General features: G+C 45.1%; 23 protein-coding genes and 1 riboswitch. Of the genes, 12 read left to right on the forward strand and 11 right to left on the reverse strand.

Annotated elements, in window-relative coordinates:
* Window positions 1-16 precede the first annotated feature (16 nt).
* Window positions 17-649 (forward strand): adenylyl-sulfate kinase, encoded by a 633-nt coding sequence (cysC, locus tag JKJ11_RS01740; protein ID WP_252038672.1) that lies wholly within the window; start codon window positions 17-19, stop codon window positions 647-649.
* On the opposite strand, the gene JKJ11_RS01745 is transcribed toward cysC, so the two are convergent.
* The 7 genes from JKJ11_RS01745 to JKJ11_RS01775 all read right to left on the reverse strand — a co-directional run bounded on the left by JKJ11_RS01745 (window position 646) and on the right by JKJ11_RS01775 (window position 6,243).
* Window positions 646-1,548 carry a TIGR03899 family protein gene (locus tag JKJ11_RS01745; RefSeq protein WP_252038673.1) on the reverse strand — a complete coding sequence of 301 codons (903 nt, stop codon included), beginning with the start codon at window positions 1,546-1,548 and terminating at the stop codon, window positions 646-648. The genes cysC and JKJ11_RS01745 overlap by 4 nt on opposite strands.
* 379 nt (window positions 1,549-1,927) lie before the next feature.
* Window positions 1,928-2,392, reverse strand: a complete 465-nt coding sequence (locus JKJ11_RS01750) for a DUF3299 domain-containing protein (protein WP_503060910.1) — start codon at window positions 2,390-2,392, stop codon at window positions 1,928-1,930.
* Between the two features lie 58 nt (window positions 2,393-2,450).
* Window positions 2,451-3,710 carry an ABC transporter permease gene (locus JKJ11_RS01755; protein WP_006073230.1) on the reverse strand — a complete coding sequence of 420 codons (1,260 nt, stop codon included), beginning with the start codon at window positions 3,708-3,710 and terminating at the stop codon, window positions 2,451-2,453.
* Window positions 3,707-4,396 carry an ABC transporter ATP-binding protein gene (locus JKJ11_RS01760; protein ID WP_062462302.1) on the reverse strand — a complete coding sequence of 230 codons (690 nt, stop codon included), beginning with the start codon at window positions 4,394-4,396 and terminating at the stop codon, window positions 3,707-3,709. Before JKJ11_RS01760 ends, JKJ11_RS01755 begins: the two co-directional genes overlap by 4 nt.
* A gap of 61 nt (window positions 4,397-4,457) precedes the next feature.
* Window positions 4,458-5,198 (reverse strand): zinc uptake protein ZrgA, encoded by a 741-nt coding sequence (gene zrgA / locus JKJ11_RS01765; protein WP_252038675.1) that lies wholly within the window; start codon window positions 5,196-5,198, stop codon window positions 4,458-4,460.
* 51 nt (window positions 5,199-5,249) lie between these two features.
* Window positions 5,250-5,543, reverse strand: a complete 294-nt coding sequence (locus JKJ11_RS01770) for a DUF2607 family protein (protein ID WP_081411570.1) — start codon at window positions 5,541-5,543, stop codon at window positions 5,250-5,252.
* A gap of 148 nt (window positions 5,544-5,691) precedes the next feature.
* Window positions 5,692-6,243, reverse strand: a complete 552-nt coding sequence (locus JKJ11_RS01775; protein ID WP_006073234.1) for a YtfJ family protein — start codon at window positions 6,241-6,243, stop codon at window positions 5,692-5,694.
* Between the two features lie 279 nt (window positions 6,244-6,522).
* Between JKJ11_RS01775 and JKJ11_RS01780 the strand changes: the two genes are divergently transcribed.
* The gene (locus tag JKJ11_RS01780; RefSeq protein WP_006073236.1) at window positions 6,523-6,723 is read left to right on the forward strand and encodes a DUF1107 family protein; all 201 of its coding nucleotides are present in this window, start codon (window positions 6,523-6,525) and stop codon (window positions 6,721-6,723) included.
* A gap of 75 nt (window positions 6,724-6,798) precedes the next feature.
* Here the strand turns inward: JKJ11_RS01780 and msrA are convergent, their stop codons facing one another.
* The gene (gene msrA / locus JKJ11_RS01785) at window positions 6,799-7,419 is read right to left on the reverse strand and encodes a peptide-methionine (S)-S-oxide reductase MsrA (RefSeq protein WP_252038676.1); all 621 of its coding nucleotides are present in this window, start codon (window positions 7,417-7,419) and stop codon (window positions 6,799-6,801) included.
* 166 nt (window positions 7,420-7,585) lie between these two features.
* On the opposite strand from msrA, the gene tamA reads away from it, so the two are divergent.
* The 4 genes from tamA (at window position 7,586) to JKJ11_RS01805 (ending at window position 13,880) form a co-directional block, all read left to right on the forward strand.
* The gene (gene tamA, locus JKJ11_RS01790) at window positions 7,586-9,301 is read left to right on the forward strand and encodes an autotransporter assembly complex protein TamA (RefSeq protein WP_031494086.1); all 1,716 of its coding nucleotides are present in this window, start codon (window positions 7,586-7,588) and stop codon (window positions 9,299-9,301) included.
* A complete protein-coding gene (tamB, locus tag JKJ11_RS01795; RefSeq protein WP_503060144.1) occupies window positions 9,298-13,059 on the forward strand; it encodes an autotransporter assembly complex protein TamB in 3,762 nt (1,253 codons plus the stop codon). Before tamA ends, tamB begins: the two co-directional genes overlap by 4 nt.
* Window positions 13,060-13,150: 91 nt before the next feature.
* Window positions 13,151-13,501: a DUF2799 domain-containing protein gene (locus JKJ11_RS01800; RefSeq protein WP_006073240.1), complete on the forward strand. Its 351-nt coding sequence runs from the start codon at window positions 13,151-13,153 to the stop codon at window positions 13,499-13,501.
* A 22-nt stretch (window positions 13,502-13,523) separates the two neighbouring features.
* Complete coding sequence (locus JKJ11_RS01805) at window positions 13,524-13,880, forward strand: DUF2799 domain-containing protein (protein ID WP_252038677.1); 357 nt, start codon at window positions 13,524-13,526, stop codon at window positions 13,878-13,880.
* A gap of 68 nt (window positions 13,881-13,948) precedes the next feature.
* Here the strand turns inward: JKJ11_RS01805 and ppa are convergent, their stop codons facing one another.
* Both ppa and fbp read right to left on the reverse strand, forming a co-directional pair.
* The gene (gene ppa / locus JKJ11_RS01810) at window positions 13,949-14,479 is read right to left on the reverse strand and encodes an inorganic diphosphatase (RefSeq protein WP_006073242.1); all 531 of its coding nucleotides are present in this window, start codon (window positions 14,477-14,479) and stop codon (window positions 13,949-13,951) included.
* A gap of 131 nt (window positions 14,480-14,610) precedes the next feature.
* Entirely contained in the window at window positions 14,611-15,624 is a 1,014-nt protein-coding gene (fbp, locus tag JKJ11_RS01815) for a class 1 fructose-bisphosphatase (protein ID WP_006073244.1), read from the reverse strand.
* A gap of 282 nt (window positions 15,625-15,906) precedes the next feature.
* Here fbp and mpl point away from each other — a divergent pair, with 282 nt between their 5' ends.
* The 5 genes from mpl to thiQ all read left to right on the forward strand — a co-directional run bounded on the left by mpl (window position 15,907) and on the right by thiQ (window position 21,539).
* Window positions 15,907-17,256 carry a UDP-N-acetylmuramate:L-alanyl-gamma-D-glutamyl-meso-diaminopimelate ligase gene (gene mpl, locus JKJ11_RS01820; RefSeq protein ID WP_124940557.1) on the forward strand — a complete coding sequence of 450 codons (1,350 nt, stop codon included), beginning with the start codon at window positions 15,907-15,909 and terminating at the stop codon, window positions 17,254-17,256.
* Entirely contained in the window at window positions 17,256-17,876 is a 621-nt protein-coding gene (locus tag JKJ11_RS01825; RefSeq protein WP_063604622.1) for a flavin prenyltransferase UbiX, read from the forward strand. The genes mpl and JKJ11_RS01825 overlap by 1 nt, the downstream gene beginning before the upstream one ends.
* A 77-nt stretch (window positions 17,877-17,953) precedes the next feature.
* Window positions 17,954-18,060, forward strand: a riboswitch (TPP riboswitch).
* A gap of 84 nt (window positions 18,061-18,144) precedes the next feature.
* The gene (thiB, locus tag JKJ11_RS01830) at window positions 18,145-19,113 is read left to right on the forward strand and encodes a thiamine ABC transporter substrate binding subunit (protein WP_252039085.1); all 969 of its coding nucleotides are present in this window, start codon (window positions 18,145-18,147) and stop codon (window positions 19,111-19,113) included.
* A gap of 123 nt (window positions 19,114-19,236) precedes the next feature.
* Window positions 19,237-20,835 (forward strand): thiamine/thiamine pyrophosphate ABC transporter permease, encoded by a 1,599-nt coding sequence (gene thiP / locus JKJ11_RS01835; protein ID WP_252038678.1) that lies wholly within the window; start codon window positions 19,237-19,239, stop codon window positions 20,833-20,835.
* On the forward strand, window positions 20,835-21,539 hold the full coding sequence (gene thiQ, locus JKJ11_RS01840; RefSeq protein ID WP_252038679.1) for a thiamine ABC transporter ATP-binding protein: 705 nt from the start codon (window positions 20,835-20,837) through the stop codon (window positions 21,537-21,539). Before thiP ends, thiQ begins: the two co-directional genes overlap by 1 nt.
* 63 nt (window positions 21,540-21,602) lie before the next feature.
* Here thiQ and yjgA read toward each other — a convergent pair whose 3' ends face one another.
* A complete protein-coding gene (yjgA, locus tag JKJ11_RS01845) occupies window positions 21,603-22,130 on the reverse strand; it encodes a ribosome biogenesis factor YjgA (RefSeq protein ID WP_006073257.1) in 528 nt (175 codons plus the stop codon).
* A gap of 118 nt (window positions 22,131-22,248) precedes the next feature.
* Here yjgA and pmbA point away from each other — a divergent pair, with 118 nt between their 5' ends.
* Window positions 22,249-23,592 (forward strand): metalloprotease PmbA, encoded by a 1,344-nt coding sequence (gene pmbA, locus JKJ11_RS01850; protein ID WP_006073258.1) that lies wholly within the window; start codon window positions 22,249-22,251, stop codon window positions 23,590-23,592.
* The last annotated feature ends 23 nt before the right edge of the window (window positions 23,593-23,615 follow it).

Below are 23,615 nucleotides of genomic sequence, written 5' to 3' on the forward strand. Positions count from 1 at the left end.
TTTACAAGGACTTACTATGTCAAATAGTGCACTGGCAAGCGCCGAAATAAACAAAGATGAAAACGTTATTTGGCATCAGCACCAGGTAACCAAGTCAGAGCGTGCAACCTTAAAAAATCAGCAGCCAGTAGTGTTGTGGTTTACGGGGCTTTCCGGTGCTGGAAAATCAACGGTGGCAGGCGCTCTGGAAACTGAACTTACGCAACGCGGTTATCACACCTATTTGCTAGATGGCGATAATGTGCGACACGGGCTCTGTCGAGACCTAGGCTTTTCTCAGCAAGATAGACGAGAGAACATTCGAAGAGTTGGTGAGCTAACAAAATTGATGGCGGACGCGGGTCTTATCGTGCTCTCAGCCTTTATCTCTCCTCACCGAGAAGAGCGAGCTTTAGTGCGTGAGCTATTACCTCAAGGCGAATTCTTGGAAGTCTTTGTTGATGCGAGCTTGGCGGTTTGTGAAGCGCGGGATCCTAAAGGGTTATACAAGAAAGCACGAGCGGGAGAAATCAAGAATTTCACCGGGATAGATTCTGAATATGAACAGCCCATCGAACCCGAAATTCATTTAAATGCCGACGCATATAAAGTTGAGGAACTGGTTGAACAGTGTATTCAGGCACTGGCTGAGCGAAGTATCATTCGCTAAACCGTATGATGAAACGAGTTGGCCGTGTCACCCTTCACAATGAACTTTCTATTCAGTAACTCTAGCAGTTTATCGCGGTACTGGTTATTGCTACGGTTTCCAAGCAATTGGCACAACTCGTTACCTGTTGGGGTAAATCGGTAGTAGGTTAACGTGATGCCTTTATGCTTTGGCTGCAACGTCATTTCTTTACCTTGATAACCGAGCTTAAGTGCGGGCTCTTTGGTGATTTCACCAGACTCTAATTCGGTGGCGAGCAGGATGCCGAGCTCAACAAGTAATAACAGGCTGGAATAGGGAAATTGAAATTCACCTAGGCTTAGTTCATCAAGGCTTTCGCGTTTAGAAAAGCTAAATAACCCTGCCTGATGGCGAATACCAAGTAGTAGTTTTCGGCTAGTATCGGTACCAAAACTGCAAGCCAAAGAAGCTGCGCGTTGTAGAGTTTGTGCTTCTTTTGGCGTCATGTCTCTAAGGGTTTTTAGAGCTTTCATTGAAGTTGAACCAGGATTGGTCACCTCCCGTTTTAGCACCTGTGCCCATAGCTTTTGCATTGAGCTGTTGTGAATTTCCTTAGCCATGTCGAAATAACGCACCAGCCAGTCAAAGTCTGGCTCTCCTGCCACTTCATTCTTGCACGATGTCAGCGCGGCTTTCACAATTTGTTCTAAGTTCTTTTGTCGCTGCTCTTTACTCTGCTTTTCGCGCAACATGGCGCGTTCAAATAGGCTTTTACTTGGGGTTTCCTCTGCAATCAATGCGTCCAAACTATGTGCTTGAGCAATAGCACGTATTCTGCTGCCACTGTCCTTCATATGGTGGCTTTTTTTGTGAGCCTGTTCGTTCTGCGTGTTTGGCTCGGTAGTTTGTGATTGCTGATCGACAGGTAATTTGCTCATAAAAACGAATTCAAGATAGGCAGTAAAATTGTACGATTGATCATCAATTTAGCGATATTTTATGGTGCTGACTAGTTCTATTTATGTGAGCTATTTTCCGAATTAACAATAACGGCCATCATATTGTAAAAAATGCTGGGATAAATGATAAATTTTTGTTAAATTTGAGGTGTAACTAAGGAGGGCTTTATGAGTCACTCAGGAGAGAATAGAGTTAAAAAACACGTTTCGGTAGCATTATTGCTATGTGTTTATCTCGGAGTGCTAGCTTATCTATCTACTTTCATCAGCTAAGTAGAAGATTGATTGGCAATATGACAAGCTAGCACTGTTAACGAAATGTTTACTTTTAACGCCTCTACGCTATTCAGCGTGCATTCTAACCATCGTCATAATCTTCAATACGGATTCCATCAATCAGATAGGCAGTTTCAGCGAGCTCAGAATTGATGGTTTCCGTCTTCAATGTTCCTACCACGTAAATAACATCCCACAAACGATGTACAGGTGCACCTTCTTTAAACTTTACATAAATGATTTGGTTTGGTGGCGGTGGTGGTACGTGAATACAGGCGCCAAAGTAAGGAACCAATAGAAATTCAGTCACCATGTCTTCATCGCCTTCAAGTGGAATAACAAAGCCAGGGATCTTGACCATACTGCCATTAAGCTCTTGTCGGACAGAGCCCAATTTTGATTGCTCCATTACACCGCCAGAGTGATCAATGGCAGGCATGCCCATCGCATCAAACTGGTTGCGTTCTTTCTCGGGGATCAAATCGATCCAATCGAGTTTTAATAGATCAGATTCATCCTTTGCTAACGCCATATGTGGCATTAGCATGCTTATCGTTAATAATAGAATGCCAACGAGTTTAGGCAGTATTTTCATGTCAATCTCGCTAAATTCGGATGGTCATGCCATCGCTTAATGATTGTCGGTACGCGCGCAGTGCAGGGAAGAATCCAATGATCATTCCTGCGATTTGAACAAACCCTAGCAACATCCACTCATGAGCAGTAATTGCGGTTAGCGCAATATTGATACCGTAGTTTGCAGTGATGATTGGCGCAGCGACCGCTAGCATGGCATACATGCCACCAATACCGCAAATGATACCGACAGAAGTTAGAACGGTGGCCTCACTGACCAACAAGGTGAACACGTGTCGTGGTCTAGCTCCCATGGCACGTAGTATCGCCATCTCTCTTCGTCTCTCTTGTAAACTAGTCAGTAAGCTTGAGAGCATTCCCATCAAACCTGCGACGACAACAAAAATAGAGACGATAAGCAACGCTTGTTCAGCCACGCTCATCATGCCCCATAATTCATGCAAGGCGACACCTGGAAGAATGGCGCTTAGTGGCTCTTGCTTATAGGTATTAATCTGTCTTTGTAGAGCGAAGGTCTGAATCTTGCTCTTAAGACCTATCAACATGGCCGTGATTTGCTTAGGTTGGAAGTCAATCTGTTCCAGCTGTTCTTTGCTTGGTGTGTTACCCAGATTTGCACCAGATTCCCAACCAACATGTATCGCTTCAATTGCTTCAAGAGAAACATGAACGGTTTTATCGACTGGTGTCCCTGTAGGGGCGAGTATACCGACCACTTTGAAAGGGAGGTTTTCATGACGGCTAAAGCCGACATCGCTGATGCCGTGCGCAATAATGATTTCACTGCCAATATCATAGCCTAGGGATTTGGCAACATCGGAGCCCAGCACGGTTTCAAATAGCCCATTAAATTCATGGCCTGAAGAGAAGCTTAAATGTTGCTTCTGTCCATATTGGTAGTGCTCGAAATAGCTGTGATTAGTTCCCATGACTCGAAAACCTTTGTGTGAGTCTCCAAGAGAAATGGGAATTGCCCAGTCAACAGCGCGATGTTGGCTAAACTCTTCATAGCTTTTCCAATCGATATTATTGGTGGCATTACCAATACGAAAGACAGAGTAGAGCAGCAGGTTCACTTGGCCAGAACGACCACCGACGATGAGGTCTGTGCCTGAAATCGTGTTGGCAAAGCTGCTTTTTGCTTGAGTTCGAATACGTTCAACACCCATGAGAAGAATAACCGAAATCGCCACTGTCATAACGGTTAACAATGCGGTGGTTTTTCGGTTGAGAAGACTTTTCCAAGCTAGTTTCAATGTAATACTCATAATGCTCTCGCTTGGTTGATATCCAGTAAATTTTCGCTTCGCGTAAATAGGGATTCGAGCGTCGGGTCGTGGCTGACAAAGATCAGCGTGGAATGAGCTTGGTTGGCTTGTTCCATAAGTAATTCGATAAAAGCTTCTCGGTTATCGTGATCCAAAGCCGAAGTTGGCTCATCGGCAATAAGAAATTCAGGCTGACCAATTAAGGCACGTGCGGCGGCCACACGTTGTTGTTGACCAATACTGAGCTCAATCACCGGTTTGTTGAGAAGGTGTGAAGGCAGCCTTAAGTGTTCGAGCAGCCGCTTGGCTTCTTGCTCTAAAGGGCCCGCTACCTTGTTTTTTCTGACTTGAGAAAACCGGCAAGGTAAAGTGACGTTATCAATGACAGAGAGATACGGCAGCAGGTTAAACTGTTGGAATATATAGCCTATATGATCCGCCCTAAATTTATCTCTAGCACTGGCAGATAATGATTGTAGTGACTGTCCCAGAGCGACAACATTGCCTGAAGTTGCTGTATTGATACCAGTGAGTAGCCCCAATAAGGTCGATTTCCCGCAGCCACTTGGTCCTTTTAAGAATAGATGTTCACCCTGTTCTATAGTGAGTGAAGGAATATCGAGTGTGGGGGCTTGTTCTGGGTGCCATTTGAAAGTGAGATCGGTGAGTTCGATTACTCTAGCCATAATGTCCTCTTATCCAAGAAGATGCCCTAAGAGAGCAAAGCTACTTCTTAGGGCGAGATGCTTACAGTTTAATGACAGTGTTGCCAGAGGTTAGTTCAGTTGCAGATTGTGCTGTGTCCGTTAACAGGTTAACAGAGACTTTTTCAGTTGCAGGGAAGTAGCTAAACCATTTTGTGTCAATTTGGTTTAACTCACTGAAATCACTACAGGTAAATTGGTATTGCACGTTGAATTCACCATGTCCATCATGATGGTCGTGGTCGTGGTCGTGGTCGTGGTCGTGGTCGTGGTCGTGGTCGTGGTCGTGGTTGTCATGACCTTTGTGATCATCGTGTTCTTTATGGTCATGATGGTCGTCATGACCCTTATGATCATCGTGTCCGTCATGGTCATGGTCATGATCGTGGTGGTCGTCGTGACCTTTATGATCATCATGATCTTTATGGTTGTGATGGTCATCGTGGTCATCATGGCCTTGATGAGACTCTAGCGTGTTATCAATATCCGCATCCACGAGCTGGCATCCAGCAGCCTTTGGTAGGATCAGTAGGTTATTTACGTCGTTGAGTGTCGCTTTGGCTTTGGTAAGCGCCGCTTTTTCTGCGTCAGTTTTCGGGGCATGCTCGAAGCCGACTACATCCGCGCCAGGAGCTGTAATCTCCACCAAAAGGTCTTGTCCATCTTGAGCAATATTGAACTCGACATGGCCGTGAACATGAGCATCGTGTTGTCGGAAGTTTTCTTCTGCCACTGCAAATTGGGAGACTACGAGTCCAGCTAATAGAGTCATCTTGAGTTTCATTGGTATTCCTTAAATTTTAGTCTGTGATAACAATAGATGATTTTAGTGAGTCTAGGTAAGCAAAGGCGGCGAGCGTGCACTGATGCACTCCGGCTTTGAATGGCAGACACTATTATCTATATTGATCAATCTTGAATGAGAAACAACCACTGACGCTGCATGGAAAAGACTGACGGGAAGTGAATGGGTGCCTTTGGTAAATAAAGGGCAATGATGTTCCTGGTGGTCGATGTGAGAATCGTAGCTGTGCTCGATGGATAGGGCATTGAGAGCAAGCAGCAGCAAGCTTAAGCACAATGCAGCTCTTAGCTTAGAACCTGTTTTCATCAGTTGAATCAGCGACATGCGACTTGTTCTCGTTTAATTTTGATTTGTTATGTTATAACAAATCAAAATATTTACCAACGTAAACAATGGTCCGCTTTGGGTTTCTAACAGGAAAAAAACAATGGGAGCGACTTTGCTCCCATTATGATTTCAACATAGCGAGAGGTTATAGGTTATCGCTGATCATCGTCAGCACTTCTTGAACCTCACTATCTGTTAAAGCGCCTTCTTTAACATACAGAATCTTGCCTTGCTTATCTTGAACGATAATTGCTGAATTATCTTCTTTGAGTTGCCATGCGTTGGCGACTAGGCCGTGTTTATCGAGCACCATGGATGACCATGGGAATTCTTGCTTGCTGTCTTCAGCTGAAGATTTGACAAAGGAGCTTGTGCCCCACATTGCATCATCTTGGTTGATGATCGTCGTGGTTTGGTAGCTGTCTTCTGGAAATTTCGCATCCGTAATGGCTTTCATTAGTGGGGCATTCATCTCTTTTGAGCTACTACGGCCAGCGATGGCTTGAATAACTCGTACTTTGCCAAGCATATCGTTACTGCTCCACGCTTGGTAAGTAATTGCGTCATTGTTGAGAATAAGCTCACCATGATCCTTCACAGATATTGAGCGCGCGTTGCCACCAACTTGTAAATTCGTGGCCATAGCAAGAGTGGGTAAACACAGCATTGCTATTGTTAGGAGAGGCTTTAGTTTCATTGTAATTGTTTCCATTACTTTGTGTTGAGCGGCATACCATAGGTTAACCTAGGAATTACCACAATGTTATTGGTGCGATTTGACCAAGAGATGTCCTTTACTTGATAAAATCATACCAAGCATAACAGTAATTTATAGTTTGTTGCAAAGATGTTAATTTATCTTTTGTGAACAAATAAATATGCTGTATACTTGTCACGAGCGCAAAAAATATTGCGACAACACTCGCATAAAGCGGGAACATGATGGTTGTACTCAAACGGATATTGAGGTTAGGTTATGCTGCGAAAGTTTACGGTTTATCGTCCGAGACAAATTGCTAAATTTGTTAAAACGCTTTTTAAGGGACAGTTTTTCATTGCGGGTATCGGGGTGTTTCGGTTCGATAACGGCAAAGTGTTACTACCAGAAGTCGGTGACAAACAAAAGCTCGATGCATTTAAAGAAATTAACATCGAGATCGCTGCGCTAGCGATGTAAAATACAAATATCAATAGAATTTTTAGAAACGCTCTTGGTTTAAAGCCAAGAGCGTTTTTGTTATGTGCCGTCTGGTTATTGAGGAGGAAAACAGACGCCTGTGCCACCAATACCACAATACCCATTGGGGTTCTTAGCGAGATATTGTTGGTGGTATACCTCAGCAAGGTAGTAGTGATTGAGTAAGGCAATTTCCGTTGTGATGGAAGTATCGCCAAGTGCCTGTTGGTATTGCTGCTGAGTCTGTTGCGCCGTCAAAAGCTGTTGCTCATCATCAACATAAATAGCAGAGCGGTACTGAGTACCAATATCGTTCCCTTGACGCATCCCTTGCGTTGGGTCGTGTTTCTCCCAAAAGACTTTGAGTATGTCTGTCAAAGAGATTTCCCGACTGTCGAATACAACACGCACCACTTCAGTATGCCCTGTATTTCCAGAACAAACCTCCTCGTAGGTCGGATTTGGCGTGTAGCCACCTGCATAGCCGACGGAAGTCGAGACAACACCGTCCAGCTGCCAAAACACACGCTCAGCTCCCCAAAAGCAACCAAGGCCGATAACGACAGACTGTTGATGCTCTTGAAGTGAGGCATTGAGGTCAGATTGATTGATGAAGTGTGGCTCCATTTTTGCGATGGCATGGTCACGCCCCGGTAGAGCTTGGTCTGCTGATATCATTTCCGTTTTACGCATCATAGGCTCCTTTTTGGACTATTATTGGGTGTACGAAGTTTCTGAAAACCATCAATAAAATAACGCTAATCTGTCATCATGTGGGTGGTGACTACAGACTTCTAAATTGATCGGGGTTATCATTCCAGTTCAATACAAAAACAACGAATCACAGTCTCAACAATAAAGCATGATAAAGAGAGTATTACCACCGCTAATTCTGTTGCTGTCGTCGAGTTTAGCGATGGCAAAAGATGGTGTGTCATTGGATATTAATGGTTTAAGTGGCGCATTGAAGGATAATGTTGACGCCTACATATCCGCTATTGAGCCCAGTGAATACTCAACTTCACTTCGATTTCAATCTCGCCTTACTAAAGAAATCAATACAGCCTTGAATGCTGTAGGTTATTACAATGCCCGCATTGAGTTCTCTGTGGATAATAAGGACTCTGAATTGATTGTTAACGTCAATGCAGGTGAGCCGACGAGAATCAAATTGGTTGATATTGATATCTCTGGTGAAGCGAAGAGCGATGAAGATTTTCTGCGCCTTATCCGACTAACACCACTTAAAGAAGGTGTCATTTTAAACCACAGCCAATACGATGCGATGAAATCAAGCATTCGTAATCTTGCTTTGCAAAAAGGTTACTTCGATGGCGGATATGTGCTGAGCCGACTCGAAGTGGTCCCTGAACTTAACCAAGCTTTTATTCGATTGCATTACGATAGTGGTATCCGCTATCAATTCGGCAAAACCACTATCACCGGCAGTCAGATCGATATTCAAAAAGTAGAATCATTACAACCATATAAAACGGGTGATGATTATCTTGCCTCTAAAGTCGGTATTCATAACCAGAACTTATCTAATACCGAATGGTTTTCATCGGTATTTGTTGAGCCTGACTTATCGCAAGTAGGTAAAGGGCGAGAGTTACCTATGAAGGTGTCACTGGCCCCGCAAGTAAGAAACCAATTTGAAACGGGTCTTGGTTACTCCACTGACGTGGGGGCAAAAGTTAAGTTCAAGTGGAAAAAACCATGGCTGAACGAACATGGCCACAGCTTTAATACTAGTCTTGATCTCTCTATTCCTGAACAACAGGTGACAGCGAGCTACAAGATCCCTTTGGATGATGTGCTGAAAGATTATTATCTCATTCAATATGGTCTAAAAAACGTAAACCGAAGTGATAAAAAGACTTTGGAATCTAACTTGGCCTTCGAGCGTCATTGGGTGCTCGATAGCGGTTGGCATCGCACAGCTTACTTGCGTTATTTGGTGGAGAACTACGAGTTCAATACGCAAGGCGAGTTAGGTCAGTTCGTCTTACCTGGTCTATCGTATTCACGAGTGGTATCTCGAGGTGGTGTACTGCCGATGAGTGGCAACAAACAGACCATCATGTTTGAAGTCGGCGACGAGCGTGCCCTCTCAGAAACTTCCGTGTTCCGTATGCGTGGAACGTCCACATGGATTTCCAGTATTGGTGAAAATCATCGTGGTATTTTTAAAGTGGATGTTGGTGCCAATATTGCTAGCGACCCTTCTAAATTATCACCGTCACTACGATTCTATGCGGGTGGTGATAACAGCATCCGAGGTTACGACTATGAGAGTATTTCTCCCGAGGATGATGTCGGTAATAAGACCGGTGGCCAATACTTGGCGACCAGTACACTAGAGTATCAATATCGTATTACTGGAAACTGGTGGGCAGCGACGTTTTTCGATGTTGGTGATGCATTTAATGATAGTCCAGAGTGGAAACGTGGTGCCGGTTTCGGTATTCGCTGGGTGTCGCCTGTTGGTCCAGTGAAATTTGATTATGCGAAGGGGTTAGATCAGAAACCGCAAGCAGAATGGCGTATTCACTTTAGTTTAGGGCCAGAATTATGATGTTAAAAGTTTGGCGATTGACCAAGTGGATCTCTATCGGCTTTGCGACGTTGATACTACTTATTGTGGCAACGCTGTCCTTCGCTATGTTCACTAATGCTGGGTTGAACAGCATTCTTTGGGGAGTAAACAAAGCGCTGCCTCAGTTACAGGTGTCGGAAGCCAAGGGCTCACTATTCCCCAGGTTTACCCTTAACCAAGTCAGTTTTGTTGACGAGAGTCTCCATATTGATCTTAACGCTCAGTCATTGACGTTGGCCGTTGATCTTAACTGCTTGAGTGATCCTAGGGTATGTATTAATGAACTGGCGATAACAGGTTTGAACTTTTCGATGCCTGAAGTTGCACCAAGTGAGCCTTCTACCGAGCCAAGTGAGCCGCTAACGTCAATCTCAACACCCATTCCAATTGCGATCGGTAAGGTGAATTTTAGTGATATCAATTTGGATATCTTAGGCACTAAAGTGAATTGGGATGTCTTTTCTACGTCTCTTGCAATGACCGGTTCTAAACTCACGGTCGGTGATACCTTGCTAAAATCACCGAGAGTAGCGTTAGCGCCGTCGGATGAGACCAGTGCAGAACCACAAGAGCCTCAACAGGAGAACAAGCCTCAGGCCATTGAGCTGCCAGAAGTGTTAATTCCGCTCTTCGTTAATATTGCGGGAATCGAAATTCAAGACTTTAAACTTGAGCAAGATGAACCTGTCATTGTCAATAATTTGCAGTTGGTGGGCCGAGCAGGTGAACACGATGTTCATGTAGATAAACTGCAGTTAGACATGCCGCAAGTGGATGCCCTTCTTAATGGAGATATCACCTTAAATCAGGGCTACCCATTAGACCTGTTCCTTACGGCTCATCTCAAACAAACAGATTTGGCGGGTCAGAGGTTACGACTAGAGGCTAAAGGAAGCGTTGAAAAGCTATCTCTAGATAGTCAGTTTTCCGGGCTAATCACTGGTGCTTTAAATGGAGAGTTGCAGCCACTGGAACCAACACTTCCGTTTGATGCCACGATCAGTGATGCAAAAGCGACGTGGCCATTAACCGGTAAAAGTGATTATCAAGTTGCTATTGAAAGCTTGAAAGCGAAAGGCTCATTGGAAGGGTATGACGTTGCTCTAAACGCTCAAGCATCAGGTAAGGACATTCCAGATGTGGCAGTCCAGTTGATTGGTAAGGGTGACTTGAAGCAAATTGACCTAAGTGAGCTCTCTATTGATAGCTTAGGTGGCAACATTACTGGTCAGGTTATGGCGAACTGGGAGTCGCCGATAAACTGGAAAGGGGATATTAACCTTACGCACATTCAACCAGGTCTTCAATGGCCGGAGGCAGAAGGTGACATTAGTGGCCATATTGTCACCAGCGGCCAACTTACAGAAGCTGGTGGCTGGGATGTGTCGGTTCCTACACTCGACATTGTTGGTGTACTTCGTAATTACCCTCTAAATGTTAAAGGGCAGCTAGAAGCTGCAGATACTTCGGGCAAGGGCAAGTATAAAGTTAGAACTGAAGGGCTGTCAGTCGCTCATGGCCCAAACCAACTAAGTGCAAAAGGAACGCTTGATAAGGACTGGAATATGGATGTTCGCATCGATTTTCCTGACTTAGCGAAATCGGTTCCAGATCTCACTGGTCTTCTGAAGGGGACTGTGGGCATTAAAGGGGCGATGCTAGAACCTGATATCGCCACCGACCTAAAAGTAGAAAAGGTAAAATGGAAGCAAGAAGCCAGTATCGATAGCCTATCTTTATCCGGTACTGCGAAACCCTTACCTCTTGAGCAAGCTCAGGCGAAACTCTCTTTAAAGGCTTCTGGGATTACTTATCAAGAACAGGTTGTCGAGAGTGTGGAGCTCGCCTTAAGTGGTACCCAAGCAAGCCATACACTGTCATTGGATCTTGTTTCCAACCTCCTGTCTGCAAAGATTGACTTAGACGGTTCTCTTCAGGATAAGCCAAGTCTTGTTTGGACTGGGAGGCTTGCTGATGTTCATTTAGAGTCAGAACAAGGGCCGCTTGATTTAGTGGATCCTATCGATATCAAAGTGGATATCGATAAACAAGTGGCAGATGTCTCGGCGCACTGTTGGGCGCAAGCTGACTCGAAAGTGTGTTTGGAAAAAGATATCCAAGCTGGGACGTCAGGTGAAGCTTTAGTCACCTTGAAGAATTTCAACTTTAAACAGCTTGATGCTTACATTCCTAAAAATACCAATGTAGAAGGGACCGCCAATGTGACGGTGTGGGCCAAATGGGCACCAGAGGCTGCTCCGCAAGTGAAGCTGGATGTGAGCCTGCCTAAGGGTAAGGTCACGCAAACACTAGAAGCCCCTCTTGTTATAGGTTGGGATAAGGTGAATGTATCGGCGAATTTAGCGGATGATAAGCTCGAAGCTAGTTGGTTAGTGGACGTAACAGATAACGGCGATCTTTCTGGTCAAGTGACCTTACCGGATGTGCTTGCGGACAACAAAAAGATAGAGGGTGAGGTTAACCTTTCTACGTTTAACTTGGACTTCCTGCAGCCTGTTATTGGTGAGTTCAATAAGCTCAAAGCGAACCTTGATTCAAACATCAAAATTAAAGGGGATGCTCTACATCCACAGTTGTTTGGTGACTTTTCCATTTCGGATCTTTCCCTTCAAGGTGACATTTCGCCAATTCAAGTGAAGTCGGGTGGTGTGAACATTGCTTTCAATGGCTATGACGCCAACTTAGATGCGAAAATTCAGACTGATGATGGCGAACTGCAATTATCCGGTGAGGGTAATTGGCAGGATCTCAATGCATGGCGCACCAAATTGAGAGTGTTTGCCGATGAGTTGAATGTCGAAGTGCCACCGATGGTGAAAGTTAAGGTTGTCCCGGATATGACCATCGAGGCCAACCCACAGCTGGCGAAAGTAACGGGTACGATAGGCTTGCCCTGGGGACGAATTTTGGTTGAGGAACTGCCCCAGAGTGCAGTGTCGGTATCCAGTGACCAAGTACTACTCAACCCTGATATGACGCCTATCGACAAAGAAGCAGTGGTTCCTTTCAATATCGAAAGTGATGTTGTGATTAACATCGGTAATGATTTTCGTGTATCTGCATTTGGCTTAAAGGGTGACTTAAGAGGGCGATTACAAGTTTCCCAAAAAGATAAAGGGCCATTTGTTCAAGGTGAAGTCAATATCATCAACGGTTCGTATACTTCATTTGGTCAAGACTTGTTGATTGAAGAAGGTAAAATCCTAATGACTGGGCCTGTTGATCAGCCTTACGTCAATATTACCGCGATACGAAACCCAGAGACCACAGCTGATGATGTTAAAGCTGGGGTAAAAGTAACCGGTTTGGCATCAGAGCCTAAAATCGAGATTTTCTCTGATCCAACTATGCCACAAGCAAATGCCCTTTCTTACTTGTTACGTGGCCAAGATATTGATGGCGAAACAGGTGGTAATGCACTAACCACGACCTTGATTGGTTTGAGTTTAGCTCGCAGTGGTAAAGTGGTCGGCGATATTGGCCAAGCTTTTGGTGTACAAGACTTACAGCTTGATACTGCAGGTAGTGGTAATGACTCTCAAGTAACCGTGAGTGGGTATGTTCTGCCAGGGCTACAAGTGAAATATGGGGTAGGTATTTTTAACTCCCTCGGTGAATTCACCATACGCTATCGAATCATTGAAGACTTTTACGTTGAAGCGGTGTCTGGGCTTTATAGCTCTGTAACCTTCCTGTATCAGTTTGAAGTGGATTAACACGAGCCGCTGCTGCGCCGCCGCACAACGTAATCGATTCGCGCTTTTTCTCGTATACTTATGAAGTAACAAGCGGAATAGAGAGGGTAATATGAGGCCTTGGTTGTTGTTAATAATTGGAGGGCTGTTAGCGGGTTGTGTCCAACTACAGCCTCCCACTGACAAGAGTGATATGAGCTGGCAACAGTTTGGCGAGCAATGGGCGTTGAAGGGCTATATTGTTGAACCAGAAACGAAGCTACGCTCTAAAGTGCCTGACGTCACAGCTAGTCAATACAAAGCGTATCTCAAAGGATATCAAGAAGGTAAGAGTGAATACTGTAAACAAGATCCGTTTGTCTTAGGAAGAAATGGAAAAATCTATTACGGTATTTGTAACGATGTAGACCGAATGTATCTCGATGAGTATTGGCGTGGTAAAAATGCTCGCGCTAAGCGCTAGCAATTAGTGCTGGGGGGATCGTATGAGGCTGTTATTCATCATTGGCTTACTAATCATGTCGGGTTGTGCTCAACAAGTTTCTCTTACTTCTGTTATGCCTCAAGACTGGCAGCAGTACGGTCAGGAGCAAGCTCTTATAGGGTATGAGAAACTGTCAGTTCAACAGTTACAATCTTCGACTACCATAGATTTCACGGAAGATTTATACCAGGCCTATTCTAACGGCTATGAGGAAGGTCGTATCGCATACTGTCAACAAGACCCAAGCATTCTGGGAAAGCGAGGGGAAATGTATCGTGGCATCTGTGATGATATCAAACCAACTTTTCGAACCTGGTATAACAATGGCAAAGCTTCTCGTGGCCGCTACGGCTATTAGCTCCTTTACTCTAAGCCAAAGTAAAAAGCTCTCTAATTTAGAGAGCTTTTTAATGTATTCAGCGAGCGTTATTTTGACTTAGCGCGCTCAAAGGAAGTTTCAATCTCTTCTCTTGCCGCTTGAACATCGGCCCAGCCATCGACTTTGACCCACTTACCCGCTTCGAGTTCTTTATAGCGCTCAAAGAACTGTGTGATCTGAGCTTTGAGTAGCTCTGGGATATCATCTACATCTTGAATGTGGTCGTACTCTTTAGAAAGCTTGCTATGAGGTACGGCAAAGACTTTTGCATCTTCACCAGATTCGTCGGTCATCTTAAGTACGCCTACTGGACGGCAACGAATTACTGAACCAGGCATCAACGGATAAGGTGTCGGTACCAACACGTCAACCGGATCACCGTCAAGAGAAAGCGTTTCGTTTACGTAACCATAGTTACATGGGTAAAACATAGGTGCTGACATAAAGCGATCAACGAAAACAGCACCAGAGTCTTTGTCGACTTCGTACTTAATTGGATCAGCGTTAGCAGGGATTTCAATCACTACATAGATATCATCAGGCAATGATTTACCTGCAGGGACATTGTTCAAGCTCATTTTGACTTTCCTTTTCTTTATTCATTATTCCTTTGAGGAGGGAATAGAGGGCTGAAACACGAATCGTTTACAAAGAGTATACTTGGTTAGTTTTAAAACAAAAAGTGCCTCTATTGAGAGGCACTTCGAAGTTATTGGTCTTTATATTCTTCTAGGAAAGATTCGACCTTTTCAACCATTCGGCTTGAGCCAACGAAGAATGGGACTCGCTGGTGTAGTTCGGTAGGTTTGATGTCCATGATACGCTGAGTACCATCCGATGCTAAGCCGCCTGCTTGCTCCATGATGAAAGCCATTGGGTTGCACTCATACAGTAGGCGCAGTTTACCACTTGGGTGACTTTGCGTGCTTGGGTACAAGTAGATGCCGCCCTTAAGCAGGTTGCGGTGGAAGTCAGATACCAAGGAGCCAATGTAGCGAGAGGTATACGGACGCTTCTCTTCTGGCACATTCTCTTGGCAGTATTTGATGTACTTTTTCACGCCCATAGGGAAGCGAATATAGTTGCCCTCGTTAATAGAATAGATGGTGCCATCTTTAGGGATCATCATATTTTCATGAGATAGGCAGAAGGTACCGATCGATGGGTCGTAAGTAAATCCGTTTACGCCTTTACCCGTGGTATAAACCAACATAGTCGACGAGCCGTACACTACATAGCCCGCTGCAACTTGCTTGTTGCCCGGTTGTAGGAAGTCTTCTTGAGTCGGAGGAGTTCCAACCGGTGAAACGCGACGATAGATAGAGAAGATGGTACCTACTGATACATTGACATCAATGTTCGATGAACCATCAAGTGGGTCCATTAGTACAACGTATTTGGCATTTTTGTTGAGCTCTTTGTTAAAGGCTACTGCCTCATCTTCCTCTTCACTGGCAACGCCACAAACTTGGTCACGCGCTTCCAAAGCGGCTTTAAATTTGTCGTTGGCATAGACATCTAGTTTTTGTTGGGCTTCACCTTGAACGTTTTCAGAACCTACAGAACCAGTAATATCAGCAAGGCCAGCCTTGTTAATTTCTCGGTTTACGATTTTTGCAGCGAGTCGAATCGAAGACAAAAGGGAAGATAAATCACCGCTAGCGTGGGGGAAATCAGTTTGTTTCTCAACAATGAATTCGCCAAGGGTGCGCATTTCAGACATGTTATATCCTTAACTTTTCTGCTTATTTTCTTGGGGGTAGTGTGTGAGAGAAATGTGGCAACCAAACGATTGCGTTTATTGGGGGTATTCATCAACACACATGTGTATTGTAGGTGGCAGAACTTTTTAATGGTAATGAAGTAACCCTGACACGCTCCGTTTTGTATGATGAATGTCACATTTATTTCCCTAACCGCTAACTTTCTCGCTTTTGACGCACGCTTTGGGTATATATAGCGACAATAGCGTAAAATTAGACGCAAAGAGTTAAGAGAGCGAACTATGCACATTCATATTCTGGGTATTTGCGGTACCTTTATGGGAGGCGCTGCGGTATTGGCCCAGCAGTTGGGACACCGAGTTACAGGCAGTGATGCTAACGTTTATCCACCAATGAGCACATTATTGGAGTCGGAAGGCATAGAGATTATCGAAGGGTTTGACCCAGCTCAGCTCGATCCTGCTCCAGACCTTGTCGTCATTGGGAATGCGATGAGTCGTGGCAACCCTTGCGTTGAGTACGTGCTTAACCATAATCTGAAATACACTTCTGGCCCACAGTGGTTACAAGAGTTTCTTTTGCATGATCGCTGGGTGCTGGCTGTTTCAGGGACTCATGGAAAAACTACCACATCCAGTATGTTAAGTTGGATTCTTGAAGATTGTGGTTATCAACCGGGTTTCTTAGTCGGTGGGGTATTAGGCAACTTCGGTCAGTCAGCTCGTTTGGGTGAATCTATGTTTTTCGTGGTGGAAGCGGATGAGTATGACAGTGCTTTTTTTGACAAACGTTCTAAGTTCGTTCACTACCATCCACGCACTCTCATTATGAACAATCTTGAGTTCGATCATGCGGATATTTTTGACGATCTTGAAGCCATCAAACGACAATTTCATCATTTAGTTCGCACTGTTCCTGGAAACGGCCGCATCCTTGCTCCACGTAAAGATAAGGCGTTGGGTGACGTACTAGGAAGAGGGTGTTGGAGTGAAGTGGAACACACGGGAGAGAATGCGGATTGGCATGCTAACAAGTTAAAGCGTGATGGTTCGCATTTTGAAGTGTACCTACATGGCAGCAAAGTCGGGGAAGTTAAGTGGGAGCTAGTGGGGGACCATAATGTCGATAACGCCCTGATGGCTATTGCTGGAGCAAGGCATGTTGGCGTGACTCCGGATCTTGCGTGCGAAGCATTAGGCAAGTTTATCAATACCAAGCGACGCTTGGAGCTGAAGGGCGAAGTGAATCAAGTCACGGTATACGATGATTTTGCCCATCATCCAACGGCAATTGAACTGACTTTAGGCGGTTTACGTAACAAGGTCGGCAAGCAGCGAATCCTAGCTGTTTTAGAGCCACGCAGTGCCACCATGAAACGCGGCGTGCACAAAGAGACATTAGCGCAATCGCTCACTCAAGCCGATGCGGTGTTCTTATTCCAACCCGACAATATTGATTGGTCAGTAGAAGAGATTGCGCACTCATGCTCGCAACCAGCCACAGTCAGTGACTCTATTGATGAACTGGTGCAGGCCATTGTTGAACAGGCTCAACCAGGCGATCAAATTCTGGTGATGAGCAATGGTGGCTTTGGTGGTATTCATCAAAAATTATTAGAGGCATTAGCGTAATGAAACCCGTAGAGAAAGCGATCACGCTGGCATTTACTGGTGCATCTGGCGCTCCTTATGGGATGCGCCTCCTTGAGTGTTTGTTAGCTCAAGATTATACCGTGTACTTATTGATCTCTTCCGCTGCGAGAGTGGTGTTGGCGACTGAACATAATATTAAACTGCCGAGCGGTCCGGATGCCGCGCACAAAGCACTAGTACAAAAACTGAATTGCTCGCCAGATAAGCTGGTGGTGTGTGGTAAAGAAGATTGGTTTTCACCAGTGGCTTCCGGGTCAGCAGCGCCTAAACAGATGATCGTCTGCCCATGCTCGGCTGGTAGTGTGGCTGCGATTGCTCATGGGATGTCTGATAACTTAATTGAGCGTGCTGCTGACGTGGTAATGAAAGAGCGTGGTCAACTTCTCCTAGTGGTACGCGAGACGCCATTTTCAACCATACACCTAGAAAACATGCACAAACTTTCGCAAATGGGCGTGACCATCATGCCAGCTGCGCCTGGCTTTTATCATCAGCCAGAATCTATTGAGGATTTAGTCGACTTTATTGTGGCTCGTGTGCTTGACCATATGGGTATCGACCAAACTCTCGTGCCTCGCTGGGGCTACGATCAGCGATAAATCCACATCAATCAAACGAGTTTAGGGATAGATTTGGCGAATCTGTGACGAAAAGGTTACAATTCGCTTTCTAAAGGTTGTGACTCACGGGGTGCACTAGCAGTGGTGCTGAGAGAAGGTAATACCTGACACCCGTATACCTGATCCAGATAATGCTGGCGTAGGGATGAGAACTCCGTTCTATGGAGGCTTTTTCTGGATCATATAATATAAAAATATATATCTAAGGATAGAACCAGTGAAAGTACATCAACTCGCTAAACTTGCTTTGGCAACGACACTTCTAAGTGCCTCTCAACTCGCTGCGGCGAATACACTTACCGTTTATACCTATGATTCGTTTGCTTCAGATTGGGGCCCTGGTCCAGCGATTGAAAAAGCATTTGAAGCTAAATGTGGATGCGATCTCAATTTTGTTGCACTAGATGATGGTGTCTCGATTCTAAACCGCCTGCGTCTAGAAGGCTCCAGCTCCCAAGCCGATGTCGTACTTGGCCTCGATAATAACTTAATGAGTGAAGCGAAAGCCTCTGGCTTGTTGGCTAAACACAATGCTGATCTTTCTGTGCTTGAGTTACCAAACGGCTGGAGTGACGATGTTTTTGTTCCTTTCGATTACGGTTACTTTGCGTTTGTTTACAACAAAGAAAAGGTAAAGAATCCACCGAAAAGCCTGAAAGAGTTGGTTGAGCAACGTGATGACCTTAAGGTGATTTATCAAGATCCTCGCACTTCAACTCCGGGTCAAGGACTCTTACTTTGGATGAAGTCTGTTTATGGTGATGACTCCAGTGAGGCATGGCAAAAGCTCGCGAAAAAGACCGTAACTGTGACCAAAGGTTGGTCGGAAGCGTACTCTATGTTCCTTGAGGGAGAGTCTGACTTGGTTCTCTCTTACACGACCTCTCCGGCTTACCATATTATTGCCGAGCAAGATAAGCGATTTGCAGCCGCAGACTTTTCGGAAGGCCATTACACTCAGGTGGAAGTGGCGGCTAAAGTGGCTAGCAGTGACAAGCAAAAGTTGGCTGATGAATTTATGCAATTTATCGTCTCAGAAGACTTTCAATCAAAAATCCCAACAGGCAACTGGATGTATCCTGTTGTTGAGAGCAAGCTGCCTGAAGGTTTTGAGAGCTTAACCATTCCAAGTGAGGCGCTGACATTTAGTCCAGATGAAGTGGCGAATAACCGTAAGGCTTGGATTCGCGAGTGGCAGTCTGCGCTGATTAAGTAGTATTGGCATCTAAGAAAATCTACAGATTATCGCCCCTGTACAAGCAGGGGCAAGCCAATACTGCACCAGAGCTTCACTGGTGTGACGAATCGTTATCGTGTCTACTTCTCCATTGAGGTTATTGTGACCCAAATACCAAAATCAGGTTTAGTGATTGCTTTGCTCATTGCCATATATGTGCTGGCTTCGTTGTGGACACTGCTTTCCTACTCGTCAATGACTGATATTGCTCTGCTGTTTACGGACCCATACTATCAGCACGTAGCCAAATTTAGCTTTTGGCAAGCAAGTCTATCAACGTTGCTAAGTGTAGGGCTTGCTATCCCAGTGGCACATGCGTTTTCTCGTCGCCATTTTTGGGGAAGATCATGGTTGCTCAAATTGTTTGCGACCACCTTGGTGATGCCAGTACTGGTCGGTGTGTTTGGCATTGTCGCCATTTATGGCAATCAAGGCGTTATTGCTCAATGGTGGCTCACTTCGAACGATTCTATGCCGTTTTCCCTCTATGGCTTGAACGGTATTTTGCTCGCACACGTATTCTTTAATTTGCCTTTTTCAACCCGTTTGCTTTTAGTGACGATAGAAAGTGTTCCACTAGAGCAGCGCAAGTTAGCACTGCACTTGGGAATGAACAGCTGGCAGTGTTTTAGATTAGTGGAGTGGCCACGACTAAAAGCACATTTACCTCATGTTATTGGCTTAGTCTTCATGTTGTGTTTTACCAGTTTTGCAACCGTCATGGCGTTAGGTGGCGGTCCGAAAGCCACTACGATTGAACTAGCGATTTATCAAGCGATCAAGTTTGATTTTGACCTACAAACCGGAGCGGTTCTGGCATTATGGCAAATGTTAATTTGCGCATTACTGGTGCTGTTTATTGGCAAATTCAGTCGAGACTTGGAGGGTAAAACCAATTATAGCGACATGCCAACCATTCAACCTCAAGACTCATGGTTGAAAAAGTGCTGGGATAGCTTTTGGATCATGGCAACCCTAATGCTGGTCATTCCGCCACTTATTGCCATTGTTGCAAGTGGACTGAATGAGAAATTGTGGTCAGTGCTTGCTGATAGCAAGTTCTGGTCGGCAGTTATGACCTCGTTACAAGTGGCAATCATGGCTGCTAGTATCGCGTTAGTGGTTGGCATTGTGCTATTGAGTAGTTCACGAATGTTACGAATAAAGTCTCACTATGGCCGTGCGGATGGCGTGGAGTTTGTTGGTACGGTTATTTTGGTGACACCCGCGTTGGTATTGAGTACAGCGACTTTTCTAATGCTTCGCGGAATGACCAATGTGTTTAGTCTTGCGTTTGGGATCGTTGTCGTTGTGAATGCTTTGATGGCGCTGCCGTATGTTATCAAAACACTTAATCAGCCAATGTTGAGGTTAGCCAAGCAATATCACCTGCTTTGGCAAAGTTTAGGACTGCATGGCATTCGACGATTTTGGTTAATGGAATGGAGAGCAATCCGCGCACCGATATTGCATGCTTTCTCGATTAGCTTTGTCCTTTCCATGGGCGATCTTACCGTTATCGCGCTATTTGGAAGTCAGAACTTTAATACCTTACCGCTTTACCTCTATCAGCTGATGGGCAGCTATCAACTGCAAGCAGCGGCTGTAGTATCCCTAGTGCTGTTTATTTTGAGTATTGGTGTATTTACCTTAACGGAGTCGTTGTTAGGGCCTGTAGCGAACGAGCGAGAGAAATCATAATGTTAACAATGGATCATGTCGATTATCGCTACCACAGTGATTGGTTTCGGTTTTCTATCTCAGTAGAAAAAGGTGATGTGTTGGCGTTGATTGGCCCCAGTGGTGCAGGTAAATCGACACTGTTGGCGCTTATAGCGGGTTTTTGTCAGCCTGAATCGGGAACGATATCTGTCGATGATGAAGAGATTCAATCTAAGCAGCCGCATCAGCGGCCTTTATCAATGTTGTTTCAAGAGCACAACTTATTCGAGCACCTTTCAGTGTTCGATAATATTGCTCTAGGACTCAATCCAGCCCTAAAACTAACCGCAGAAGATCAACAGCGAGTGCGAGATGCGGCAGACAAGGTGGGTCTTATTGATAAGATTCAACGGTTACCGTCTGAGCTTTCCGGTGGGCAGAGGCAGCGAGTGGCTTTAGCTCGTTGCTTTGTTCAGCCTCACCCGATTTGGCTACTTGACGAGCCGTTTTCGGCGTTAGACCCGGTACTTCGTAAAGAAATGCTGTCGGTTGTTCACTCTCTAGCTCAAGAAAAACAAGCGACAGTTATTATGGTGACGCATCACCTTAGTGATGCCAAAGCCATTGCCAACCGGTTTGCCTACCTTAGTCATGGCATCATCACTGCTGAAGGATACATCTCGGCGTTGACGGCGCAGCATGACAATCAAGAGCTCGCGCGGTTTGTAAAAGCGGCGCATTAGCGTTTTGCGGATATAAAAAAGGCAGCTTACGCTGCCCTTATGGTCTTAAATTGAGCGTTGAAGTTAGAATTCTTGTTCTTCTTCGTGCTTAAGTGCTTGGAAAATTTCACGGAATGCTTTCGCAGGCTTTCCAGCTTTCTTTTCTTTGTTGGCTTGACGAGCAAGTTGGCGTAGACGCTGACGGTCGAGGTTTGGATACAACTCAAGTGCATCCGCGATGGCCTCATCGCCTTGTTCTACAATACGATCACGCAGTTGCTCAAGCTTGTGAAGTGCCGCAGTAGACTGTGAGTGCTTGTTACGTACACGGTCGAGAGCCGCTTGAATTGGCTCTGGGTCTTCGGTACGCATCAGCTTACCAATGTATTGCAGTTGGCGACGTCGAGCTTCGTTCTTGAAGCGCTGGGCATCGGCGACCGCTTCTCTCAGATCTTCACTAAGAGGAAACTTATCCAACACAGCAGGCTTTAGTCCAACTAACTCTTCACCGAGTTTTTGCAACTCTTCCATGTCGTTTTTCATTTCGGTTCTGCTCACCCAAATGATTTCTTCTTCCTCTTCCCAAGGCGCTTTCTGATTTTTGCGGGCCATGTTTACTGCCTATATCACTATCTCATTACGAATATTGGCTATTTTAGCAAGAAATCTGGGGAGAATGCGAAAACCTTGTTATTCTAGTCTCAATTAAACGATAAAAGTTAGATGAATTATGGATGTAAGAGAGCAAGTTGCTCAGCAGCAAGCTGAGCTAGAAGCCGCTGTTGCTAAAGCGCTGGATATGGCTTCAGTAAATTCAGATGCCGCTGAGGTCGCTATTACTAAAAGCACTGGCTTAAGCGTCTCCACGCGCATGTGTGAAGTGGAAAACGTAGAGTTTAATAGTGACGGTGCGCTGGGTATCACGGTATACCGTGGACAGCGTAAGGGCAGTGCTTCAACCTCTGATTTGAGTGAAAAAGCCATTGCACAAACGGTAGCTGCTGCACTGGATATTGCCCAGTACACCTCCGAAGACCCATTTGCAGGGCCAGCTCCAAAAGAGTTGTTGGTAACGAATATCCCAGACCTTGATCTCTTCCATCCAGATGAGCCAAATCCCGATGTAGCTGCGCAAAAAGCGATTGCTGCTGAGAAAGCAGCATTAGCTTACAGTGACAAAATAAAGCAGAGTGATGGTGCTAGTTACGACAGCCACTATGGCGTTAAGGTCTATGGTAACTCTCATGGTCTGTTGGCCGGTTATGCGTCTAGCCGTCATAGCATTAGCTGTAGCGTCATTGGCCAAGGCCAAAATGGCGATATGGAGCGTGATTACAGTTATACCCTTGCTCGTCACCGTGATGATTTGTGGACACCAGAATCGGTTGGAGAAAAGGCTGCTATCAAAACAGTTGAGCGTCTAGACCCTAGAAAAGTCAAAACGGGTCAATACCCAGTGCTTTTTGCTAACGATGTTGCGACTGGCCTCATGGGACACTTAGTAATGGGGATTAGCGGCGGTAATTTATACCGTAAGTCGTCATTCTTGCTAGATAAACTGGGTGAACAGATTCTGCCAGATTGGTTTGCTATTGAAGAAAAACCTCACCTACTTAAAGGCTTAGCATCTAGTCCGTTTGATAACGAAGGTGTGGCAACTCAAGATTTAGATATTATCACTGACGGTAAGTTGGCGACCTACTTACTGACCAGTTACGCTGCGCGCAAACTGAATATGACGCCAACAGGGCATGCTGGAGGTATTCATAACTGGTTTGTTAAGTCGACAGGGCAAGATTTTGATGCCATGTTGAAAACGCTTGGCACTGGCCTGCTGGTAACCGAAGTGATGGGGCAAGGGGTAAATATCGTGACTGGTGATTACTCTCGCGGTGCAGCAGGATTCTGGGTCGAAAATGGAGAAATCCAATACCCAGTCTCGGAAATTACCGTTGCTGGTAATCTGGCGCAAATGTTCAAGCAAATTGTAGCAGTTGGCAGTGATGTTGAAACGCGCTCACAAATTCAAACGGGCTCTATTCTGTTGGAATCAATGAAAGTCGCTGGTGAGTAAATCTCAAATAGAGAAAAAGGGCG

The sequence above is a fragment of the Vibrio sp. SCSIO 43133 genome (genome assembly GCF_023716845.1).
GTDB lineage: Bacteria > Pseudomonadota > Gammaproteobacteria > Enterobacterales > Vibrionaceae > Vibrio > Vibrio mediterranei.